Origin of the sequence: Cellulosimicrobium sp. 22598 (assembly GCF_052044445.1) — a bacterium.
Taxonomy (GTDB): Bacteria; Actinomycetota; Actinomycetes; order Actinomycetales; family Cellulomonadaceae; genus Cellulosimicrobium; species Cellulosimicrobium cellulans_G.
The window spans coordinates 14256-37585 of record NZ_JBQEMZ010000009.1 but is presented as its reverse complement, the minus strand read 5'-3'; the positions used below and the strand labels follow the sequence as shown (position 1 = coordinate 37585).

The following is a 23330-nucleotide window of genomic DNA, read 5'->3' as shown; positions in this document are numbered from 1 at the left end:
GGCTCGCGACCGTATCACCCGCCCCGCCGGGAGAGCACGAGGACGTCCCGAGGAACGCCGCGGCCGACCGAGGGAGACCCGAGGCCCCGCAGAGGTAGAGCCGAGGTGCGCCGAGGTAGAGCCCTGGTGATGACCAGGGCTCTACCTCGGCGTTCGACTCAGGAGCAGGTGACCGCCTCGTGCTCGACGGTGAAGGTCGAGGTGACCTCCTCGCCGTCGACCACCGCGGTGGCGGTCACCGTGGCCTCGCCGGCCGCGACCGCCTTCTGGCGCGTCGCGAACGACTGGTAGGCGTTCCTGCCGGGCGCGACGTCCGCGACGGCCTTCTCGCCGAACGGCGTGGCGAGCCGGACGTCCACCGGCACGGCGCCGTCGTTCGTCGCGCGGACGGCGACGTACGCCTTGCCCGCGAGGCAGCGGGGCTGCACCTCGACGGAGACGGGCAGGTCGCCGCCCGCCTGCGGCTCGACGAGCACCGCGACGGTGCGCGCCGGGACCGTGACGGTCCCGGACGCCGCGTCCCACGTGGTGCCGCGCACGGCGTCGTCGCTCCCCTCGGCCTGGACCGGCGAGAGCACGTACTCGCGGCCCGCGAGCGCGGACAGCGGGACGGTGACCTCGTCCGGCGAGGCGTTGAAGACGGCGAGGAGCCCGTCGAGCGCGGGGTCGACGTCGGTGCCGACGGTGTCGTCCACCGACATCGCCACGACCCCCGGGACCTGGTCCGTCCCGGCGTCCGGGAAGGTGACCTTCTCCCGGATGAGGTCCGCGTCGCCGAGCCGGAACAGCTCGGTCGAGTGCCGCAGCCGCAGGAGGTCCTGCGCCTGCGCCGACGCGGTGGCGATGTCGTCGGGCGACGGCTTGAGCGCCGGGTCCGCGAGGAGCGGCGCCATGAGCGGCCACTTGTCCTCGTTGTCGGCCGCCATCGGCAGGCCCTTGCCGAAGCCGTTGTCCTGACCGGTCCAGTCGATCGCGTTGAACCAGTCGCCCGAGTCGTAGCTGTTGCGGTCGAGCGACTTGGACCGCAGCAGGTCCGTGCCCGCGTGCCAGAACGACGGCGTCTGGGAGAGCGCCGCGGTCGCGAGCGAGACCGTGTTCATGCGCACGCGCTCGTCCATCGGCGTGTCGGCCGGGAGCTTGAGCGCGAGCAGGTCGAACAACGTCTCGTTGTCGTGCGCGTCGACGTACGTCACGACCTCCTCGGGCGAGTCGGCGTAGCCGGCCGGCGCCCCGCGGTAGTCGATCTCGTCGCCGCGCTTCTCCTCGCCCGTCGACGTGACGAGCGTGTAGTCGCGCAGGTTGCCCGCGAGGCCGAGACGCACGAGGTCGGTCTGGTGACCGAGGTCGGCGAGCTCGTCCGCGGACCCGTCGTTCACGGTCCCCGGCTCCCCCGCCCGGGCGGGCTGCCCGTTCGGGTCGGTCGCCAGGCCCGTGCCGAAGCCCTGCGTGAACGTCGAGGCGCCGTCGACGGGCGATCCGCCGTGCACGGCGTCGCGCAGCCGGTCGGAGAACGTCCCGATGCCCGTGCCGCCGAGCTGGCCCTGCGTGGCCTGCTCGAACAGCGCGTTGCCCGCGACCTCGCCGAAGTCCCAGCCCTCGCCGTACAGGTAGACGGACTTCCCGTCGACGCCGTCCTCGGCGAGCGTGAGCTCGTCGAGCGCGGCCCGGACGTCGAGCATGTTCTGCTTCGAGTGGTGGCCCATGAGGTCGAAGCGGAACCCGTCGACGCGGTAGTCCTTCGCCCACGTGACGACCGAGTCGACCATGAGCTTGCCCGCCATCGCGTGCTCGGTCGCGACGTTCTGGCAGCACGTGCTCGTCTCGACGGAGCCGGTGGTCGGGTTCTGCCGGTGGTAGTAGCCCGGCACGACCTTGTCGAGGACGGACTTCGCGTCCTGTCCGCTCGCGGCGGTGTGGTTGAACACCTGGTCGAGCACGACCTGCAGCCCGGCACCGTGGAGCGAACCGACCATGGTGCGGAACTCGGCCACGCGCGCGCCGCCGTCCGCGTCGACCGCGTACGACCCCTCCGGCGTGCTGAAGTGCCACGGGTCGTAGCCCCAGTTGAAGCCGTCCTGCGCCTGCACCGCCGCGACCGCGGCCTGCTGCTCGGTCGAGTCCGGGGCGAACCCGGAGAGGTCGCCCGTGGTCGCCTGAGCAGCACGGTCCTCGGGGATCGACGCGATGTCGAACGTCGGGAGCAGGTGCACCGTGGTGACGCCCGCGTCCGCGAGCTCGCGCAGGTGCGTCATGCCGGCCGAGTCCGTCTCCGCGAACGCGAGGTACGTGCCGCGCCGCTCCGCCGGGACCGTCTCGTCGGAGATCGAGAAGTCCCGGACGTGGAGCTCGTAGATCGTCTGGTCCACCGCCCGCTCGACGACCGGGGCGGGCGTGCCCTCCCAGGCGCTCGGACGGAACGCAGGGTCGTCGAGGTCGACGGCCACCGAGTGCGTGGAGTCGAGCGTCAGGCCCACCGAGTACGGGTCGGTGACGACGTTCGTCTCGACCTTCCCCGTGCTCGGGACGTAGACGCGCACCTCGTAGAGGTAGCGCGCGCCCTTCCAGCCGACGGCCGCGCCGCCGAGCTTCTTGTCTGCCGCCTTGCCGTCGAGGGTCCACGTGCCGTCGGCCTGGCGGGCGGCCTCGAACCGGCGCGGGTCGTCGTCGAGCGACGCCCCCGCGGGCCACGCGAGCACCGAGACGGCCTTCGCCGTCGGCGCCCACAGCGCGAACGACGCCCACTTGCCGTTGGCGTGCCACGAGACGCCGAGCTCGCGCTCGGCCGCGTCCTGCGCGAACAGGTCGTCGACGACGCCCGGCACCTGGACGCCGGTCGCGGCCGTGAGCGCGCCGCCGTCGGCCCGGGTGACGAGCAGCTGGCCCGTGAGCGCCGCCTCGACCTCCGCGCGGTCGAGCGGCTCGCCGTCGTCGAGCACGCGCAGCGCGGTGTGCCCGGCGAGCGCCGGGAACTCGGCGGCGACGTCGTCGGGCAGGCCCGACGGGTCGACCTGGAGCGTGTACGACGCCGTGCCCTCCGGCGCCTGCACCTCGCCGTCGGCGCCGCCCGGGGTGACCGAGAGCCCGCCCTCCGGGGCGGACCACAGGGTCCACTCGTCGCCCGTGCCGAGGTCGCCCGGCCACGCGACGACGCCCTCGCGCACCCAGTGCGCGGCCTGCTGGCCGGTGCCGGGGAGCGGCGGGTTCGCGACGTCGATCGTCAGGACGTGGGACGCGAGGTCGTAGGAGAACGTGACCTGCTCTCCGTCGCCGAAGGAGAACTGGTAGTTGGCCCCGTCGCGCGCGCCGCCGACGCCGTAGTTCTCGGCCCAGCTCAGGCCGTGCGCGACCTTGGCCTCGTACGCGCCGGCCGCGAGGCGGTCGGTCGACCAGGTGTAGACGCCGTCGCCGTCCGGGTCCTTGAGCCAGGAGGCGAGGCAGTCGGGCGCCCACGAGCCGGGGCAGCCGACCTGGTCCTGGAACGAGCCCGCGAGCGTGACGATCGGCCCCTGCGCGGTGCTCGAGAAGTCCTTGCTCACCGGGTCCCAGTAGAACGTCACCGGGCCGCCGGTCGTCGTGTACGTCGCGTTGCCACCGTCCTGTACACCGCCGACGCCGTAGTTCAGGGTCCACGACCCGTTGAGCGCGACCTTGTACTCGTACGTCCCGGCCGGGATGTCGAACGTGCCCGCGTAGACGCCGTCGGCGCGCTTCGTGAGCTGCGCGGCCTCGCACGCCGGGGCCCAGTCGCCCGCGCAGCCCATGGCCGCGTTGTGGCTGCCGGGCACGGTCACGAGGTCGATCTCGGGCTCGGGCTCCTCGCCCACGACCCCGCTCACGTCGACCCCGACGCTCGCGAACGTGGACGCGGCGGCGCGGTCGCCGTCGGCGTCGGTCGTCACGGCGCGGTACTCGACGAGCGTGCCGTCGGCGAGACCCGCGACGTCGTGGAAGACGCGCGGCGCCGTGTCCTCGGCGGTGCCGAGCGGGTGCCACTCGGCGCTCCCGACCTCGCGCCACGCGAACGACGTCTCGGCCCACGCGTCCGGGTCGACCGTGGCCGTCACGGGCGCGACGCCCGTGACCGCTCCCCCGGCCCGCGGCACGGTGACGGCGATCTCGCCCGACGAGTCCGCGCCGACCTCGCGGTCGGCCCGCAGCACGACGGTCCCCGTCGCCGGGACGGTCAGCGCGACCACGCCGTCGGCGTCGGCGGTGACGGGGGCGGCCTGCTCGCCGTAGAGCACCTCGTACGAGGCGCCGGGCGTGAGGGTCGTGAACGTCGCCGTCCGCTCCTGCGCCGCGTTGTTCAGTGCGACCAGGTGCTCGATCTTCTCCTCGCGGTCGACGCGGCTGAACGCGTACACGCCCGCGCCGTTCTCGACGTAGCGCTCCACCTGGGCGCCGTCGGCCAGCGCCGGGTGCGCCTCGCGCAGCGCGGCGAGCCCGGCGATGTGCGCGTACAGCGGCGCGTCCGTGCCGAAGCGGTCGACGCTGCCCGCCTGCTCGCCGGTGACGAGCGGCTGGTCGGCGTACTCGTCGACCTGGGTCGCGAACAGGGTCTGGCGCGCGTCCTTGTCGCCGCCCGTCCCCGCGAAGCCCTGCTCGTCGCCGTAGTACACGACCGGCTGCCCGCGGGTCAGGTACATGAGGTCGTGCGCGAGCTCGTCGCGCGCGAGCGGGTCGTCCGTGCTCGCGAGCATGTACCCGACGCGGCCCATGTCGTGGTTGCCGAGGAACGTCGGCAACGCCTGCGCGTTCGTCGTGGGCGTCGTGTACATGTCGTCGCTCGCGAAGAGCGACGCGAGGCCCTTGGCGCTGTTCCCGCTCGCGAAGCTCGTCGCGGCGGACTGGAACGTGAAGTCGAGCGTCGAGCTCATGTCCGTCTTGCGCACGTAGGGCGAGAGCTTCGCCGCGTCGGCGTCGTACACCTCGCCGAACATGAAGAAGTCGTCCTTGCCCTGCGCGTGCGCGTAGTCGAGGACCTCGGTGGTCCACGTCTCCCAGAACTCGAAGTTCACGTGCTTGACGGTGTCGATGCGGAAGCCGTCGATGCCGAGGTCGATCCAGTCCTGGTAGACGTCGACGAACCCGTCGACGACCGTCGGGTGCTCGGTCATGAGGTCGTCGAGGCCGTCGAAGTCCCCGTACGTCACGGACTCCCCGGTCCACGTCGAGTTGCCGCGGTTGTGGTAGAGCGTCGGGTCGTTGAGCCAGGCCGGGACCTTGAGGTCCTCCTTGCCCGCGGGGACGACCGGCGTGTACGGGAACGACGTCGCGGCGTCCAGCGCCGGGAAGTCGCCGGTGCCCGCGTGGTCCGCCGGGTCGAACACGGTGCCGTCGGCGTCGCGGTACGGCGACGTGGCCTGGTCGACGTACGCGTACTGCTTCTCCTCGTAGTCGATCACGTCGGCCGTGTGGTTCGTGATGATGTCGAAGTAGACCTTGATCCCGCGGTCGTGCGCCTCGTCGATGAGCGCCTCGAGCTCGGCGTTGGTGCCGAGGTGCGGGTCGATCTGCGTGAAGTCGGTGATCCAGTAGCCGTGGTAGCCCGCCGACGCGTCGGCGCCCGTGCCCTGGACCGGCTGGTTCTTGAACGACGGCGTGAGCCAGATCGCCGTCGTGCCGAGGCCCTCGACGTAGTCGAGGTTCTGCCGCAGGCCCGCGATGTCGCCGCCCTGGTAGAAGCCCTTGTTCGTCGGGTCGAACCCGGAGACGAGCGGGTCGTCGCCGAGCCCCGCCGTGTCGTTCGACGGGTCGCCGTTCGCGAACCGGTCGGTCATGACGAAGTAGAAGCGCTCGTCCGACCCGGGCTGGCGCACGGGGGGCACCACGAGGTCGGCGTCCTGCGCCTCGTCGTAGCCGCCCGCGAGCCCGAGCGGCGTGAGCGCGATGCGGTGGGTCGACTCGTCGAAGGTGACGCGCACGGTCGCGTCGCCGCCGAGCACGAGGGGCGCGTTGTCCTGGCCGCCGTCGCGCCCGTACGCCTCGTCCCAGGCGTCGTCGTAGGCGACCTTGTACTGGTAGGTGCCCGCGGGCACCTCGAAGTCGGCGGACCAGACGCCGGCGGCGTCGGTGGGCGCGAGCTCGGTCGCCGCGCACGCGGGGTCCCAGTCGGCGGCGCAGCCGAGCTCGGACTGGAGGTCGCCCACGAGGGCGAGCGTGCGCTCGTCGGCCCCCGCGGCGGGGGCGGCGAACGCGGCGAGCGTGACGCCCGCCAGGCCCGAGGTGGCGAGCGCGACGGCGGTGACCGACGCCGTCGTCCTGGCCCCGCGCGGACGGCGGGGCGACGGGTCGGATGGGTGGGGCGACGGGATGCGCGGAACGCGGCGACGTCGCGGCGTGGAGGTCATGAGGACTCCCTCGTCCGGTGGCTGGTGCGGGACCGCACGCGTGAGCGGGCAAGGCCGGCAAGACCACGGACGACGAGACCGGCAGCGGGCGACGTCGACCGCGGCTTCCTCAGCGTACGGCTGAGCCGAACTGTACTGGTTGCAGAAACTTGCAGCAAGGCTCAGAAACCCCGGAGACGCCGAACCCGGGGTCGCTCCCCACGGAACACGTCCGGTGAGGAGCGACCCCGGGTTCGGCGGGGAGCGGGAGGGGAGGTCAGCCCGCCAGGTGACCCCAGCGAGGGGCCAGGTCGCGCCACGGCCCGACCTCCGCGACGCGGCCCTCGTCGAGCACGACGACGCGGTCCGCCCGCGCGAGCGCCGCACGCTTCGACGTCGCGCCGATCACCGTGGTCCCGCGCTCCCGGAGCGAGGTCCACAGCTCGATCTCGGTCGCCGCGTCGAGCGCGCTCGAGACGTCGTCCGCGAGCAGGAGCTCGGCGTCGGTCGCGAGCGCCCGTGCGAGGGCGAGCCGCTGCACCTGGCCGCCCGAGAGCCGGACGCCGCGGTGGCCCACCAGCGCCTCGTGGCCCCCGGCCTCGACGACGTCGCGCTCCAGGCGCGCGGCCGCGACCGGGCCGTGCACGTCGCGCTCGTGCCCGAGGCGCACGTTGTCGGCGAACGTCCCCGAGAGCACGCGCGGGACCTGCGCCACGTGGGCGACCTGTCCCGGCCGCAGGAACGTCTGGGCGTCGACGACGTCGGTCCCGTTCCACCGGATGTGCCCCGTGTGCTCCATGAGGCCCGACAACGCCGAGAGCAGGCTCGACTTGCCCGCCCCGACCTGCCCGAGCAGGAGGACGAGCTCGCCACGACGCACCGCGAGGTCGACGCCCTGGACGCCGATCGTGCCGTCGTCGTGCAGCGCGGTGACGTCGGACAGCTCGAGCCGCTCGAGCGGCTGGCGCGGCCCCGGGTCGGGCACGGGGGCCTCGCCCGTGAGGAGGTCGACGCCGGGCGGCAGGTCCATGAGATCCGTGCCCCCGGCGAACCGGCTCGTGGCGCGCTGCCACGAGCGCGTGCCCGGCGCCTCCGTCACGACCGCCCCCGCGACCACGCCGAACCAGCCGAAGCCGGTCACCGCGTTGGCGACCAGGAGCGCGGTCGCGAGGTCCCACGTGCCCGCGAGCAGCCCGGCCCACGCCGCCACGACGCCGAGCTGGATCATCACGAGCGGGACGCCGTCGAGCGCGGCCTGCACCCGGTGCTCGAAGATCGCGGCCCGCACGCGCCCCCCGTCGACCTCGCGCAGGTGCGCGTGCACCTGCGGCGTCCGGGCGGCGAGCTTGACCGTGCGCGCCGAGTCGAGCGCCGAGACCAGCGCTCGCCCGAACCGGGCGCGCGCCGCCGACGACCGCGTGGCCGACCGGCCCGCGATCGGGCGGCCGAGCGCGGACGCCGCCGCGGACACGACCATCACGGCGAGCAGCACCGCGCCCGCGAGCCACGACCCGCTGAGCAGCGCCGTGACCCCCGCGACGACGAGGCCGTTGACGAAGTCGACCCACCGGTCCGCGTACCGGACGAAGCGGTCGGCGTCCATGGCGCGCGCGACCACCTCGCCCGGGGGCGTCGCGGTGAGCCGGTGCTGGCGCGTCTGGCCGGCCATGACGGCCATGCGCACGCGCAGCAGCACCTCGATCCACCAGCGCGGGTAGACGTACAGCGCCCACGCGAGGCAGAGGGGCGCGAGGACGAGGAGCACGGCGAGCGGCACGAGCAGCTGCGCCGGGAACCCCCCGTCCAGGTCCTGCACGGCGCGGCCCCAGAGGAAGCCCGTGACGGCGCCCTGCGCCGAGACGAGGCTCGTCACGAGGAACAGCAGGGCGCCGACGACGCCCCACGCGGGGCGCACGAACAGCGCGTGCAGCACCCCGCGAGCGAGGCTGGGCCCGTCGCCGGGGTCCGCGAGGACCGGCGGCGTGCCACGCCGTCGGCGGCCTCCGACCGACTCCGCTGCCCGGTCCGCGGCCGCGCCGTCGGCGTCGCCGGGACGGCCCGACGCGCCCGGGACGGGCGACACGTCGCGCGCGCCGTCGTCGTCGAGCAGGGCCTCGCCCGCACCGGGGTGCGCGCCGACGACGCCCGTCCCGGTCTCCTCGGCGACGCTCGCGGCGAGCAGGTCGCGGTACGGGCCCGCGACGCGGGCGAGCGCCGCCCGCTCGCCCTGCTGCACGACCCGCCCGTGGTCGAGGACCGCGAGCAGCCCGGCCCGCTCGATCGTCGAGAGACGGTGCGCGACGAGCACGCCCGTCCGCCCGGCGAGCAGCCGCTCCGAGGCCGCGACGACGCGCGCCTCGGTCAGCGGGTCCATGCGCGCGGTCGCCTCGTCGAGCACGACGACCTGCACGTCGCGGACGAGCAGCCGCGCGAACGCGACGAGCTGCTCCTCCCCCGCCGACAGCGACGTGCCGCCGGGTCCGAGCAGCGTGTCGAGGCCGTCGGGGAGGCCCGCGACCCAGTCGTCGAGGCGCAGCTCGCGCACCGCGGCCTCGACGTCGGCGCGCGGCACGTCGGCGAAGAGCGCGACGTTCTCCGCGAGCGTGCCCGCGAGGATCTCGGTGCGCTGCGTCACGACCCCCACCGCGGCGCGCAGCGCCTGCAGGTCGAGGTCGCGCACGTCCACGCCGCCCACGAGCACCGCGCCCCGCGGCGGCTCGACCGCGCGCGAGAGGAGGGACGCCAGGGTCGACTTGCCCGACCCCGTCCGCCCCACGAGCGCGACCGTCTCGCCCGCGGGCACCCGCAGGCTCACGCCGTCGAGCGCGAACGTGCCCTCGGCGTAGGAGAAGTGGAGGTCGCGCAGCTCGATCCCCACCGGTCCGGCGGGTAGCGTGCGCCCGCCCGTCGGCTCGGGCTCGACCGCGAGCATCTGCCGGATGCGCGTGAGCGCCCCGATGCCCTCCTGGATGTCCGGCAGGTGGTGGACCAGGTTGTCCACCTGGCCCACGAACATCGCCGTCACGAGGAACAGGGTGACGAGGCGGTCGACGCCCAGGTCGCCGTCGGCGGCGAGCGCGGCGCCCGCGACGGCCACGCCCGCGAGCAGCGACGCGAGGACGAGCCCGGCACGCCGCAGCATGCGCGACTCGATCACGAGCACGGCCTGGAACTTCCGGTGCACCTGGGCCGAGCGCTCGGCGAGGCGCCGGACCGCGAACGACTGGCCGAGGCTCGTGCGCAGGTCGTCGCGCGCCGCGACGGACTCCTCGAACGCCGCGGCGTGGTCCGTCCACGCGGCCTCCTCGATCACCTTGCGGCGCGCGATCTCGCCCAGCATGGGGCGCACGATCACCGCGGCGACCGCGCCGAGCACCGGGAAGAGGATCCAGGCCGGCCACCAGGTGAGGCCCGCGACGACCCACATCGGCAGGACGCCGACGACCGTGCGGCCCGCGCCCCAGAGCTGGCGGCGCACCAGCGTGCCGACCGCGTGGGTGTCGTCGTCGACGCGGTCGAGCACCTCGCCGACCGCCTGCTCCGTGAGCGTGGCGAGCGGCTGGTGGAGCGCGGCCGTGAGCAGGTCGCCGCGCAGGCGCCCCTCGGCGCGGTCGACGACGCCGGCCCACACGACCTGGCCGACGGTGTCGAGCAGCGCGGCACCGACGACGCACAGCGCGAGGAGCTGGAGCGTCGCCGTCGTCGGGTCGTCGGCGAGCCAGCCCGCGATGACGGTCCCGAGCGCGGCACCGACCGCTCCGAGCGTGAGCGCGACGAGGGCGACGACGGCCAGCGGCCCGCGCAGGCGCCGCCAGTCCAGGCGGCGGGCGGGGTCGACGGGCGCGCGCGACGCACCCGCCGCCGGGGTGGGGTCCGGGGTGGTCGGGGGGTTCGGGGGCTGCTCGGTCGGCAGGGTGGCGTCGATCATGGCCCGTCGACCCTACGGCGCGGCACCCCCGACGGCGCAGCGATTTTCCGCTCGGTCACCCACCCCCGGACGCCCCGCACCGCCGCTCCCGTGCGGCCCTCCCCGGAGCGTCCCCGGTCCCGCGGTCCGGACCGTGCCTCGGACCACGGGACCGGATCCCGGCTCAGACGAGCCCGAGCTGCTCCACGGCCTGCCGCTCCTCCTGGAGCTCCGCGACCGACGCGTCGACGCGCCCGCGCGAGAACTCCGACAGCTCGATGCCCTGGACGATCTCCCACGACCCACCGCGGGACACCACCGGGAACGACGAGATGAGGCCCGTCGGGACGCCGTACGACCCGTCGGACACGACGCCCGCGCTCGTCCAGTCGCCCTCCGGCGTCCCGAGCACCCAGTCGCGCACGTGGTCGATCGCCGCGTTCGCGGCCGACGCCGCGGACGACGCACCGCGCGCGTCGATGATCGCCGCGCCGCGCTTCGCGACCGTCGGGATGAACGTCCCCTCGAGCCACTCGCGGTCCTCCGCGAGCCGCGCGCCCGGGGTCCCCGCGACGTCCGCCTGGAAGATGTCCGGGTACTGCGTCGCCGAGTGGTTGCCCCAGATCGTCACCTTGCGCACGTCCGACACCGGCACGCCCGCCTTCTTGGCCACCTGCGTCAGCGCGCGGTTGTGGTCCAGGCGCGTCATCGCGGTGAACCGGTCCTTCGGCACGTCCGGCGCGTTCGACGCCGCGATGAGCGCGTTCGTGTTCGCCGGGTTGCCGACGACCAGGACGCGCACGTCGTCCGCCGCGCCCGCGTTGATCGCCTGGCCCTGCGGCTTGAAGATGCCGCCGTTGGCCTCCAGCAGGTCGCCGCGCTCCATGCCCGGACCGCGCGGGCGCGCGCCCACGAGCAGCGCGACGTTCGTCCCCTCGAACGCGGCGGTCGGGTCGTCGAAGATGTCGATGCCGGCGAGCAGCGGGAAGGCGCAGTCGTCGAGCTCCATCGCGGTGCCCTCGGCGGCCTTGACGCCCTGCGGGATCTCCAGGAGGCGCAGGCGCACGGGGGTGTCGGGGCCGAGCATCTGGCCCGACGCGATACGGAAGAGCAGGGCGTAACCGATCTGACCGGCCGCGCCGGTCACCGTCACGTTCACGGGGGAAGTCATGCGCTCACTCTCCCACAACGCGACCCGCCCGGACGCGCGGAGCGGCGCGCCCGCGGGGCGCACCCCGCCGCCAGGGTCCGGGGACGACGACGGCGGCACCCCCTGCACGAGGGGGCGCCGCCGTCGGGCGTGCGGTGCGGGCCGGGTCAGCCCAGGCGCGCCTTGAGGTTCTCGTCGAGCGCGGCGAGGAACTCCTCCGTCGTCAGCCACTCCTGGTCCGGGCCGACGAGGAGCGCGAGGTCCTTCGTCATCTTGCCGGACTCGACCGTCTTGATGACGACGTCCTCGAGCGTCTGCGCGAACTCGGTGACCTCGGGCGTGCCGTCCAGCTTGCCGCGGTGCATGAGGCCACGCGTCCAGGCGAAGATCGACGCGATCGGGTTCGTCGACGTCGGCTTGCCCTGCTGGTGCTGGCGGTAGTGGCGCGTCACCGTGCCGTGCGCGGCCTCGGCCTCGACGGTCTGGCCGTCCGGGGTCATGAGGACCGACGTCATGAGGCCGAGCGAGCCGAAGCCCTGCGCGACGGTGTCGGACTGGACGTCGCCGTCGTAGTTCTTGCAGGCCCAGACGTAGCCGCCCTCCCACTTCATGGCCGAGGCGACCATGTCGTCGATGAGGCGGTGCTCGTACGTGAGGCCCTTCGCGGCGAACGCCTCGGCGAACTCGGCGTCGAACACCTCCTGGAAGATGTCCTTGAAGGCGCCGTCGTAGGCCTTGAGGATCGTGTTCTTCGTCGAGAGGTACACGGGGTACTCGCGCTGGAGGCCGTACGCGAACGAGGCGCGCGCGAAGTCGCGGATCGACTCGTTGAAGTTGTACATGCCCATCGCGACGCCGCCCTCCTCGGGCATGGTCACGACCTCGAACCTCTGCGGCTCGGAGCCGTCGGCCGGCTCGAACGTCATCGTGATCTTGCCGGGGCCGGGGACCTTGAAGTTCGTCGACTTGTACTGGTCGCCGTGGGCGTGACGGCCGATGATGATCGGCTTGTTCCAGCCCGGCACGAGGCGCGGGATGTTGGAGATGATGATCGGCTCGCGGAAGACGACGCCACCGAGGATGTTGCGGATCGTGCCGTTCGGCGAGACCCACATCTTCTTGAGGCCGAACTCCTCGACGCGCGCCTCGTCGGGCGTGATCGTCGCGCACTTGACGCCCACGTTGTACTGCTTGATCGCGTGCGCGGCGTCGACGGTGACCTGGTCGTCCGTCGCGTCGCGGTTCTGGATCGACAGGTCGTAGTACTTGAGGTCCACGTCGAGGTACGGGTGGATGAGGCGGTCCTTGATGAACTGCCAGATGATGCGCGTCATCTCGTCGCCGTCGAGCTCGACGACCGGGTTGACGACCTTGATCTTGCCCATGCGCAGATCGCTCCAACTGTCGGGGACTGGTGCCCCCGGGAGCCGGACGGCGACCGTCGGCCCGTCGGGCCCGGTCCGTCGCACACAGGGGCGTTGCTGACCGCGGTCCAGGGTACTCGACTTCTCGACGTCAAGATACTTTCGGGGCTTCCGTCACCCGACCGCATCGTGAGACGGACCGTCCGTTCTCAGGTGGAGCACCGCCGATTTCCACACTTCTCCCGGGTGGTGGTGGCAAGATGCCCCCAGATGCCGGAATGGCCGGGCACTCGGTCAGGCATCGTGCCGTCGTCCCGACCGCCTCCCGGTGCCGCACCGTGGCGGCCGGGCCCGGGACTGCCCGAAGTACCCACCGAACCAGACAGGATCATCATGTCCCAGGACACCACCGCTCCCGGCGCGCCGGAGGGCTTCGTCGAGGACCCGAGTCCCGCGCCCACCGAGGCCGTCGCCGTCGTCCAGCCGAGCCTCCTCGCGCGTCTCGGCGCCGAGGTCTTCGGCACGTTCTTCCTCGTCCTCGCGATCGTGGGTGTGGCGCTGTACACCTTCGTCAGCCAGCAGAACGCCCTGGCCGTCGGCCTGGCCGGTGGTATCGCGGTGGTCGCGGGCGCCGCCGCCGTGGGCAACGTGTCCGGTGGCCACTTCAACCCGGCCGTCACGCTCGGTGCCGCGATCGGCGGCCGCACCGCGTGGCGCGACGTCCTGCCGTACTGGGTCGCGCAGCTCGTCGGCGCGCTCCTCGCCGGCCTCGTCCTGCTCGCGACCGTGCCCTCCACGCTCCCGCAGCTCCTCGGCCAGGACGGCCGGGGCGGGGTGTTCGTCGCGACCGCCAACGGCTACGGCAGCTTCTCCTCGCTCTCGACGGCGTCGCAGGGCGGCACGGAGTTCGGCCTCGTGCAGGCGCTGCTCATCGAGACCATCGTCACCGCCGTGTTCGTGGGCGTGATCCTCGGCGTCACCGACAAGCGCGCGAGCGTCCAGTACGCGCCCGTCGTGATCGGCTTCACGCTGACCGCCCTCATCCTGGTCGCCGCGCCGATCACCAACGCGTCGATCAACCCGGCACGCTCGATGGCCTCGGCGGTCTTCGCCGGCGACGGGGACCTGTGGAAGCAGCAGTGGGTCTTCTGGGTCGCCCCTCTCCTCGGCGCCGCGATCGCGGGCCTGTTCTACCGTGCCTTCGCCTTCGCCCCCAAGCAGGACGACCTCCTCGGCGAGGACCAGGTCGTCACGCTGACCGAGGCCGGGGCCCCGGCGTACTCCGCGGCGGCCGGCGCGGCGGGTGCGGGCGCGGTCGCCGCCGTGGTCGAGGAGGAGGTCGTCGTCACGGACGAGAACGGCGACGTCGTCGCGGTCGAGGAGGTCGTCGAGGTCGTCGAGGCGGACGAGCCCGAGGCCCCGGCGACGGACGACGCCCCCGGCACGGACGAGGCTCCCAAGGCCTGACGTCCCGCACGCCCCGACGGGCCCGGACCGCGACCGCGGTCCGGGCCCGTCGTCGTCCGCGGCACCGCGTCCGGAGGGTTGCCCCCCGGCCCCTCCCGGGGGGCGTGGGCAGGCGCCCGCGACGGGTCAGATCTCGCCCTGGTCGAGGGTCAGCGCGAGGAACGCCATGACGACCGCGGGCGCGAGGAAGAAGAAGACGTCCAGCCCGCGGGAGCGCACGGTGATCCCCACGGGACCCGGGCCCGGGACGACCGCGCGGCACACGCCGGCCACCGCGAGCAGCCCGGCGAGCGTGAAGCAGCCGGCGCGCGCGCCGACCAGCACCGCGACGAGCGTCGAGACCGCGACGCCCGCGAGCACGAGCCACATCGCCGGCTGACGCGACGGGGCGAGGCTCGCAGGGGGTTCCGGGACCGGGGGCCGGGCCTCGTCGTCGGGACGCGCCCCCGCGGGGCGCCCGTCGTCTCCCGGCTCGTCGTCGACGTGGTGCCACGCCGGCACGAGCGTCGCCGGCGGCCGGTGCCGCGTCCCCCCGTCCGCGGTGACGTCGGTCACGCTGCTGCACCTTCCACGCCCGGAAGCCTACCGTCGTGGCCTAGCGTGACGTGCATGTCGTCCGCCGAGCCGCCGGTCCTCCCGCCACCCTCCGCGCACCGCGCGTCCCCTCCCGCGACGGACGCGGGAGCGCCCGCGTCGGTCGTCGTCGTGGGCGCGGGGCTCGCCGGCGCCCAGACCGTCGGCGCGCTCCGGCGTCGGGGGTACGCGGGGCGGGTGACGCTGCTCGGCGCGGAGGGCGTGCCTCCCTACGACCGGCCACCGCTCTCGAAGGAGCTCCTGAGCCGCCCGGGCCCGGCGTGGCTCGCCGAGGACCTCGGCGTCGACGTCGAGGCGCTCGCCGACGAGGTGCGCCTGGCCGACCCGGCAGTGCGGCTGGAGCGCCGGGCGACGCCCGACGGCGCCGTCTGGGAGATCACGACGCGGTCGGGCGAGCGCCGGGCCGCGGCGGCCGTGGTGCTCGCGGTCGGCTCCACGCCCGTGCGGCCCGACGGCTGGGAGCACGCCCGCCTCCTGCACACGGTCCGGGACGCCGAGGCCCTCCGCGGCGCGCTGCGACCGGGGCTCCGCCTCGTGATCGTGGGCGCGGGCTGGATCGGCGCCGAGCTGGCAGGGGTCGCCGCCGGCGCGGGGGCGCACGTCACGGTCCTCGAGGCCGCTCCCGCCCCGCTCCGGCGCCAGCTCGGTCCGGCCGTCGGCGCGCACCTCGCGCCCTGGTACGCGGCCGTCGGCGCCGAGCTCGTGACCGGTGCCGCGGTGGCGGAGGTCCGGCCCGACGGCGTCCGGCTCGCCGACGGGCGCGAGCTGTCGGCCGACCTCGTGCTGGCCGCCGTGGGCGCCCGCCCCGCGACGGACTGGCTCGACGGCGCGGTCCCGCGCGACGTGCGCGGCAGCGTGCCCGTGGACGCCACCGGCGCCGTGCCGGGGCTGGCCGGGCTCTGGGCCGTCGGCGACTGCGCGACGCGCGAGCACCCGCTGCTCGGCGCGGTGCCCGGTGGCCACTGGTCCGCCGCCCTCCACGACCCGGACGCGACCGTCGCCGCGCTGCTCGGCGACGAGCCCGACGCTCCCGGGCACGCCCCGTACGTGTTCTCCCAGCAGCTCGGGCACGACCTCGCCCTGTTCGGCGTGCCCGACGAGGCCGACGACGTGCTCTTCCGCGGCGACCCGTCCGGCGGCCCGACCGGCCACGAGGGCTGGGCCGCGTTCTACCTCGCCCCGGGGACGACCTCCGGCTCCACCTCGGACGGCGGCACGACGGCGGACGGCGGCCCGGAGCGTCGGGTCACCGAGGTCCGGGCGGTCCTCCTGGTCGACTCGCCGCGCGACGTCGGCCCGGTCCGCAAGGCGATGAACCGCGCCGGCCGCCTCGGCGTCGACCTCGACGTCGCGCTCGACCCGACCCGCCGCCTCCGCGACGCCCTGGTCTGACGCCCGGCGCGCGACGGCCCCACCGGTCCGGAGACCGGCGGGGCCGTCGAGCAGGGCCGTGTCAGTGCGCGAAGTGGCGCGTGCCCGTGAAGTACATCGTCACACCCGCGGCGCGCGCCGCCTCGATCACCTCGGCGTCGCGGATCGACCCGCCCGGGGCGACGACCGCGCGGACGCCCGCGTCGAGCAGGATCTGGAGGCCGTCGGCGAAGGGGAAGAACGCGTCGGACGCCGCGACGGCGCCACGCGCACGCTCCTCGCCGTCGGCGAGGGTGTTGGCGCGCTCGACCGCGAGACGGCACGAGTCGACGCGGTTGACCTGCCCCATCCCGACCCCGACGGCGGCCCCGTCGCGCGCGAGGAGGATCGCGTTGGACTTGGCGGCGCGGATCGCGCGCCACGCGAACGCGAGGTCCGCGAGGGTCGCGTCGTCGGCGGCCTCCCCCGTCACGAGGGTCCAGTGCTGCGGGTCGTCGCCGCCGGTGACGGTGCCGTCCTCGGCCGTCACGACGCCGTCGATGTGGTCGACCGTCTGGACGAGCAGACCGCCCGAGATCGGACGGAACTCGACGGGGTCGCTCTGCGCGCCCTCCGGGAGCACGAGGACGCGCAGGTTCTTCTTGGCCGCGAGGATCTCGAGCGCGCCGTCCTCGTAGCCCGGTGCCACGACGACCTCCGTGAACACGGGCTTGAGCGCCTCCGCGAGCTCGGTCGTCACCACCCGGTTCGCCGCCACCACGCCGCCGTACGCGGAGACCGGGTCGGTGGCGTGCGCCTTGCGGTAGGCGGCCGCGATGTCGTCGTCGGTCGCGACGCCGCACGGGTTGTTGTGCTTGACGACGGCGACGGCCGGGCCGGAGTGGTCGTACGCGGCCCGGCGCGCGGCGTCGGCGTCCACGTAGTTGTTGTAGCTCATCGCCTTGCCCTGCAGCTGGGTCGCCGTGGCGAGCCCGCCGCGCCAGTGCGTGTACAGCGCGGCCTGCTGGTGCGGGTTCTCGCCGTAGCGCAGGACGTCGGCCCGCTCCCAGGTGGCGCCCGTGAACGCGGGGAAGGCCACGTCGTCGGGCGCGTACGACGACGCGAACCACGACGCGACGGCGACGTCGTACTGCGCGGTGTCCGCGAACGCCTGCGCCGCGAGGCGCTTGCGCTGGGCGAACGTGAAGCCGCCCCCCTGCACGGCGGCGACGACGTCGTCGTACCGCGCCGGGTCGACGACGACGGCGACGCTCGGGTGGTTCTTCGCGGCCGCGCGGACCATCGAGGGACCGCCGATGTCGATCTGCTCGACGACCTCGTCGGGGCCGGCGCCGGACGCGACGGTCGCGGCGAACGGGTAGAGGTTGACGACGACGAGCTCGAACGGCGCGATGCCGAGCTCGTCGAGCTGCGCGAGGTGGTCGGCCTTGCGCGAGTCCGCGAGGATGCCGGCGTGAACGCGCGGGTGGAGCGTCTTGACCCGGCCCTCGAGGCACTCGGGGAACCCGGTGAGGTCCTCGACCTTCGTCACGGGCACGCCCGCAGCGGCGATCGTCGACGCGGTGGAGCCGGTGGAGACCAGCTCGACGCCCGCCGCGTGGAGCGCGGTCGCGAGCTCGACGAGGCCCGTCTTGTCGTAGACGCTCAGGAGCGCGCGCCGCACGGGGCGCTGCGCGTCGTCGGCGAGCTGGACGTCGGGGGCGGAGGGCACGTGCGGGGCCGGGTGGGACATGACGAGGGGCTCCTCTGGGTCGCGGTCGCCGCGTCGACGGACGCCGACGCGAGGCAGAACCCAGGCGCCCAGGCGGTCGACGCTCCAGCAGGTAGATCCGGCCGCTCCCCGGTGGTCGTTCCCACCCTCGCCAGTCGCGTCCGGGACGAGTCTACCGGGTGCCGCGCGGGCGGCTCAGGCGCCCGCCGACCGCCCGACGACGGCCCGGCGGCCCTCGACGCGCAGGCCCTCGCGCGCGGCGCGGCCGACCGTCTCGACGAGGAGCGCGCGCTCCGCGACCTTGATGCGCTCGTGGAGCGACGACTCGTCGTCGCCGTCCTCGACCGGGACGGCGACCTGGGCGATGATCGGGCCGGTGTCCACGCCGTCGTCGACCACGTGGACGGTGCACCCGGTGACGCGGACGCCGTACGCGAGCGCGTCCCGCACGCCGTGCGCGCCCGGGAACGACGGCAGGAGCGCCGGGTGCGTGTTGATCGTGCGGCCGGCGAAGCGCCCGACGAATGCCGGACCGAGGATGCGCATGAACCCGGCGAGCACCACGAGGTCCGGCCGGAAGACGTCGACGGCCTGCGCGACCGCCTCGTTCCACGCGGCCCGGTCGTCGAAGTCGCCCGGGGCCACGACGACGGCGGCGATCCCGGCCTCGCGGGCCAGGTCGAGGCCGCCCGCGTCGGCCTTGTCCGACACGACGCCCACGACGCGCGCCCCGTAGGCGGCGTCGTCGTGCGCGGCGAGGATCGCGGCGAGGTTGGAGCCCGCGCCCGAGACGAGGACGACGACGCGGGCGGCGGAGGTGGACTCGACGGGGTGGCCGGACGGCGTCTGCACGGTGCTCCTGCGGGTTCGGGGTGGCTCGGGGCGGCTCAGGTGGCTCGAGCGTCGGGCTCGGCGGAACAGGGAGGGCGCCCTCCCGGGCACCCGGTCTCCGATGGGAGAATGTACCGCGAGCCGCCCGACCGACCGAGGAGCTGCCCGTGGGCAATCCGTACGCACCGCCCCGTCCCGACGCGCCGCAGCACCCTCGTCCGGAGTCGCCGCAGCCGCCGGAGGAGGGCGCGCGTCCGGGCGCTCCGGTCCCACCGGGCTCCGGCCCGGGCACGCCCCTCCCACCGCCCCCGCCCGGCCGGCCGGACCCGCTGACGCCCGGGGGCGGCCGTCCTCCGGCACCGCCCGAGCCCGCGGAGCCGGACCCCGAGCTCGCGCGACAGGCGACGCGGCGCGTGCTCCACTTCGGCCTGCTCCTGCTCGCGGTGATCGTCGTGAGCACCATGCCGTTCCCGTGGCAGGCCGTGAGCCTCGCGCTCGCGCTCGGGGCGATCGTCGTGGGCGTCCGCGCGCTCGTGGCCGTGTGGCGGGCGCGGGTGCGCGGTGCGCTCGTCCCGGCGCTGGGCATCGGCGTCGGGCTCTCCGCGATGCTCGCGCTGCAGATGGTCTCGACGCTCGTCACGTGGGACGTCGCGCTGGCGCACCAGCAGTGCCTGGACGGCGCGATCACGGTCTCGGCGGAGAAGCGCTGCGACGTCGAGCGGACCCAGGCTCTCGAGGAGAAGTTCGCCCGCTGGTTCCCCACGCCGGCCCCCGCGTCGTCGTGACGACGGCCTGACCTCAGGCCCGCGCCACGACGGCCGTCCCGTGCCCTGAGACGACGAGCGGTCCGTCCACGTGCGGGACGAAGACGGACTCGCCGGGCAGGAGGCGTCGCGCGTCCGCCGCGACGACGCGCACCTCGCCCTCGACGCACACGACGATCCGCGGGCCGTCCTCCGGCCCCGGCAGCTCGTCTCCCGCGCGCGGGGTGGCGACGCGCAGGCCCAGGTCGGCGGCCGGCGCGACGTAGTCCACGACACCGGGCACCACGCGCACCGGACGCAGGAAGCCGGTGAGCCGCGGCGTGAAGTCCGTGATCGCCAGCAGCTCCGCCACGTCCACGTGCTTCGTCGTCAGGCCGGCGCGCAGGACGTTGTCGGACGCCGCCATCACCTCGACGGCCATGCCCCGCAGGTAGGCGTGCAGCGTCCCGGGGGCCGTGTAGAGGGCCTGGCCGGGCTCGAGCCGCTCGTGGTTCAGCAGGAGCGGAGCGAGGAGTCCGGGATCGCCGGGGAACTCCTGCGCGAGCTCGTGCACCACGGCCAGCTCCGGCCGGGCGCCCACGGCGTCGCGCGCGGTCTCGGCGACGGCCTCCACCCACGGCGCCGTGCTCTCCCGCTGGCCGAGGAGCCAGGTGAGCGCGCCCCGGTGGGCGTCGTCGCGCCGCTCACGCAGCAGCACGACGAGGGGGTCGAGCGCGGGCACCTCGAGCTCGGCGACGAGCTTCGCCGCCTGCTCCGGCTCCCGGAGCCCGCTGAGGAGCTCGAAGGGCGTGAGGGCGTACACGATCTCCGGCTTCGCGGAACGATCCCGGTACGTCCGCACCGGGTCGGTGCGGGGGACGCCGCGCTCGTCCTCGGTCGTGAAGCCCGCCTCGGCCTGGGCGGTCGTCGGGTGCACCTGGACCGACAGCGCGCGGGCGGCGGCGAGGATCTTGGCGAGGAACGGCAGGCGCGGGCCGGACCCGGCCAGCACGCGGGGTCCGAGCATCGCCTCGGGCTGGGACGCCACGAGCGCGTCGAGAGCGACCCGGCGTCCACCACCGTCGGCGGTGGACGGGTCGTCGGGGTGGGCTCCCATCCAGACCTCGGCGACGGGACGACCGTCGACGGGGCGGCCGAGGAGCTGCTGCACGAGCGTGGTCGAGCCCCACGGGTAGCGGCGCACGGGGTTGTCGAGGAGGTACATCGTCAGCGCCGCCCTCCCCCGACCGCCGCGCCGCCGCTCGGCGGCCCGCCGCCCTCTGCAGGCACCGTCGCGAGCGCGTCGAGGACACGGTCGCGGACCGCGCGCATCGTCCCGACGTCGGCGGCCTCGACGTTCAGCCGCAGGACGGGCTCGGTGTTCGACGCCCGCAGGTTGAGCCACCACGGGTCGTCGCCGTGCCAGCGGCGGACGGTCGTGCCGTCGAGCTCGTCGACGTCGAGCGACGCGGCGTCGTAGGCCTCCCCGAGGACGTCGAGCACCGCGGCCGTCGCGGTCTCCGGGTCCGCCACGGCGACGTCGACCTCCCCCGAGCGCACGTACGGGTCGAGGCCACCGACCAGCTCCGAGAGCGGACGGTCCTGCTCCGAGAGCGCTGCGAGGACGTGCATCGCGGCCAGGAGGCCCGAGTCGGCGCCGAGGAAGTCACGGAAGTAGAAGTGCCCGCTGTGCTCGCCCCCGAAGACGGCGTCCTCGGACGCCATGAGCGCCTTGATGAACGAGTGGCCCACGCGCGTGCGAACCGTCCGCACCCCTTCGGCGCCCAGGATCTCGGGCACCGCGCGCGACGTGATCGCGTTGTGCAGCACGACCGGCACGCCGCCCTCGCCCCGCACCCGGCGTGCCTCTCGGAGCCCGACGAGCGTCGTGAGCACCGAGGGGTCCACCCTCCGGCCCCGCTCGTCGACGACGAAGCACCTGTCGGCGTCGCCGTCGAACGCCAGCCCGAGGTCCGCACGCCGACGCACGACCTCCGCCTGGAGCACCGCCGTGTTCGCCGGCACGAGCGGGTTGGCCTCGTGGTGAGGGAACGACCCGTCGAGCTCGAAGAACAGCGGGACGATCCCGAGCGGGAGCGGCGGCAGGCCCGCTGCCATCCCGAGGACGGCCGGGACCGTGAGCCCTGCCATGCCGTTGCCGGCGTCGACGACCACGCGCAGCCGGCGACCACCGGAGAGGTCGACGAGCGAGCGCAGGCGCTCGGCGTAGGACCGCAGGACGTCGACGGCCTCGTGGCCGCCGCGCGGCCCGGCGTCGACGGGCTCGCCCGCGAGCAGCTCGTCGGCTCGGTCCCGGACGGCGCGCAGGCCGGTGTCCTGGCCGACCGGGCGTGCCCCGGAGAGGCACAGCTTGATGCCGTTGTACCGGGCGGGGTTGTGGCTCGCGGTGAACATCGCGCCCGCGGCGTCGAGGAGACCCGACGCGAGGTAGAGCTCGTCGGTCGAGCACAGACCGGCGTCGAGCACGTGCGCGCCGGCCTCCCGGGCGCCGTCGACGAACGCGGCCAGCAGCCCGGGGCCGCTCTCGCGCATGTCACGGGCCACCACGACCCGACGCACCCCGTCGGCGCCCGGCCGGACGACCGTCTCCACGAAGGCCGCGCCCAGCGCGCGCACGACGTCGTCGTTCAGCTCGTCAGGGACGACACCGCGCACGTCGTACGCCTTGACGACGCGCCGGAGCGCCTCGTGCGCGGTGAGGTCCGCGGCCCGGCCCTCAACCATCGAGACGCACGAGCTCGGCGACACCGATCCGGGAGTCGGCCATGCCGTAGAAGACGAACCGGCGTCCCTGGATCTCCTCGACGGCCGTGGGGAACACGACGTTGCCGAGCGTGCCCTCCAGCTCTGCGGCGGTCTCCGGGACGAGCAGCGGCTCGGGCGTCCGGGCCAGCACCCGGCGCGGGTCGCCCGGGTCCAGGATCATCGCGCCCGCCGTGTACCGGGAACCGTGAGCCAGGGCGAAGCCGGAGAAGTCGGCGCCCGTCACTCCGTGGTGGAGGACGAGCCAGCCCTCGGGAACGCGCAGGGGTGCCGGGCCACCACCGATCTTCGACGACTCGTACGCCATCTCCGGCGTGGCGACCGGCGCAGAGCTCTCGACGTGCGTGAGTGCTCCGAGGTCGCGCGTCACGGCATCGAGGTCGACGTAGCCGATCCAGATGGACGGCCGCGGGTCGGCGACCCCGGCCGGCGGACGAGCCCCCTCGCCGGGGCGGAGCCAGTCGAGGTCCCACATCGGCCGGTGCAGGAGCGCGAGCGCGGGTCGGCCGTCGGGACCCGGGACGGCCTCGGGGAAGAACACCACGTCCTTGTTGGGGAAGAGGTTGAGGTCGGTGTCCAGCTCGGGCTGGTAGGCGAACCGCAAGGGCCCGAGCCGGCGCCACGACACGGTGTCCCGGGAGACGGCCAGCGCGGGCTTCGGGCCCAGCGGCCCGTACGCGACGTAGGTCATGACGTGGAGGTCCAGGGGCTCGACGAACGTGATCCGGGGGTCCTCGACCCCCGCGTTCTGCCGCCCGTGCTCCCAGCCCTCGTCGGGGGCGAGCACCACCCCGAGCCGCTCCACGCCCACGGGCACCCCGTCCTCGAGGACGACGCGCGCCCGACCGATGCGCGAGACGTTCCCCTCGGCCACGAGGCGGGGGTAGAGGTACAGCGTGCCGTCCGGCCCCCACGCGGTGCCGGGGTTGAGCACGCCCTCGACCTCGAGGGGCTCCCCGGGCAGGGGCGACATGATCGTCCCGAGACGACGCAGGGCGTACGGGACCGTCATGAGGGACTGAGAGTGGTTCACCTGGGTCATTTCCTAGCCTTGAGAGGTCGGGGCGGGGCGGGCGCGG

General features: G+C 74.6%; 13 protein-coding genes and 1 riboswitch. Of the genes, 3 read left to right on the top strand and 10 right to left on the bottom strand.

What is annotated here, in order from left to right; genetic code table 11:
• Window positions 1-158: 158 nt before the first annotated feature.
• From pulA to ACTJIY_RS11195, 4 genes are all read right to left on the bottom strand, one after another.
• Complete coding sequence (gene pulA, locus ACTJIY_RS11210; protein ID WP_440674390.1) at window positions 159-6350, bottom strand: pullulanase-type alpha-1,6-glucosidase; 6192 nt, start codon at window positions 6348-6350, stop codon at window positions 159-161.
• Between the two features lie 256 nt (window positions 6351-6606).
• The gene (locus ACTJIY_RS11205; RefSeq protein WP_440674389.1) at window positions 6607-10257 is read right to left on the bottom strand and encodes an ATP-binding cassette domain-containing protein; all 3651 of its coding nucleotides are present in this window, start codon (window positions 10255-10257) and stop codon (window positions 6607-6609) included.
• Window positions 10258-10420: 163 nt separating this feature from the next.
• A complete protein-coding gene (locus tag ACTJIY_RS11200; protein ID WP_440674388.1) occupies window positions 10421-11407 on the bottom strand; it encodes a malate dehydrogenase in 987 nt (328 codons plus the stop codon).
• Window positions 11408-11553: 146 nt separating this feature from the next.
• On the bottom strand, window positions 11554-12771 hold the full coding sequence (locus tag ACTJIY_RS11195) for an NADP-dependent isocitrate dehydrogenase (RefSeq protein ID WP_440674387.1): 1218 nt from the start codon (window positions 12769-12771) through the stop codon (window positions 11554-11556).
• A gap of 372 nt (window positions 12772-13143) precedes the next feature.
• Here ACTJIY_RS11195 and ACTJIY_RS11190 point away from each other — a divergent pair, with 372 nt between their 5' ends.
• Window positions 13144-14217, top strand: coding sequence for an MIP/aquaporin family protein (locus ACTJIY_RS11190; RefSeq protein WP_253050899.1), 1074 nt, complete (start codon window positions 13144-13146; stop codon window positions 14215-14217).
• Window positions 14218-14343: 126 nt separating this feature from the next.
• On the opposite strand, the gene ACTJIY_RS11185 is transcribed toward ACTJIY_RS11190, so the two are convergent.
• Complete coding sequence (locus ACTJIY_RS11185; protein WP_440674386.1) at window positions 14344-14772, bottom strand: DUF3017 domain-containing protein; 429 nt, start codon at window positions 14770-14772, stop codon at window positions 14344-14346.
• 54 nt (window positions 14773-14826) lie between these two features.
• Here ACTJIY_RS11185 and ACTJIY_RS11180 point away from each other — a divergent pair, with 54 nt between their 5' ends.
• Window positions 14827-16203, top strand: a complete 1377-nt coding sequence (locus ACTJIY_RS11180; RefSeq protein ID WP_440674385.1) for an NAD(P)/FAD-dependent oxidoreductase — start codon at window positions 14827-14829, stop codon at window positions 16201-16203.
• Window positions 16204-16264: 61 nt separating this feature from the next.
• Here ACTJIY_RS11180 and purH read toward each other — a convergent pair whose 3' ends face one another.
• Window positions 16265-17914 (bottom strand): bifunctional phosphoribosylaminoimidazolecarboxamide formyltransferase/IMP cyclohydrolase, encoded by a 1650-nt coding sequence (gene purH, locus ACTJIY_RS11175; protein WP_440674384.1) that lies wholly within the window; start codon window positions 17912-17914, stop codon window positions 16265-16267.
• 59 nt (window positions 17915-17973) lie between these two features.
• Window positions 17974-18062, bottom strand: a riboswitch (ZMP/ZTP riboswitch).
• A 26-nt stretch (window positions 18063-18088) separates the two neighbouring features.
• Entirely contained in the window at window positions 18089-18745 is a 657-nt protein-coding gene (gene purN, locus ACTJIY_RS11170) for a phosphoribosylglycinamide formyltransferase (RefSeq protein ID WP_439159193.1), read from the bottom strand.
• 146 nt (window positions 18746-18891) lie between these two features.
• Between purN and ACTJIY_RS11165 the strand changes: the two genes are divergently transcribed.
• Window positions 18892-19509 carry a hypothetical protein gene (locus ACTJIY_RS11165; RefSeq protein ID WP_290444897.1) on the top strand — a complete coding sequence of 206 codons (618 nt, stop codon included), beginning with the start codon at window positions 18892-18894 and terminating at the stop codon, window positions 19507-19509.
• A 13-nt stretch (window positions 19510-19522) separates the two neighbouring features.
• On the opposite strand, the gene manA is transcribed toward ACTJIY_RS11165, so the two are convergent.
• From manA to ACTJIY_RS11150, 3 genes are read right to left on the bottom strand one after another with little or no spacing between them, the layout of a single operon-like run.
• Entirely contained in the window at window positions 19523-20692 is a 1170-nt protein-coding gene (gene manA, locus ACTJIY_RS11160) for a mannose-6-phosphate isomerase, class I (RefSeq protein WP_253050894.1), read from the bottom strand.
• A gap of 2 nt (window positions 20693-20694) precedes the next feature.
• Window positions 20695-22212, bottom strand: a complete 1518-nt coding sequence (locus ACTJIY_RS11155) for a phosphomannomutase/phosphoglucomutase (protein ID WP_440674383.1) — start codon at window positions 22210-22212, stop codon at window positions 20695-20697.
• Complete coding sequence (locus tag ACTJIY_RS11150; RefSeq protein ID WP_439159276.1) at window positions 22205-23284, bottom strand: glycoside hydrolase family 130 protein; 1080 nt, start codon at window positions 23282-23284, stop codon at window positions 22205-22207. Before ACTJIY_RS11150 ends, ACTJIY_RS11155 begins: the two co-directional genes overlap by 8 nt.
• Window positions 23285-23330: the final 46 nt, after the last annotated feature.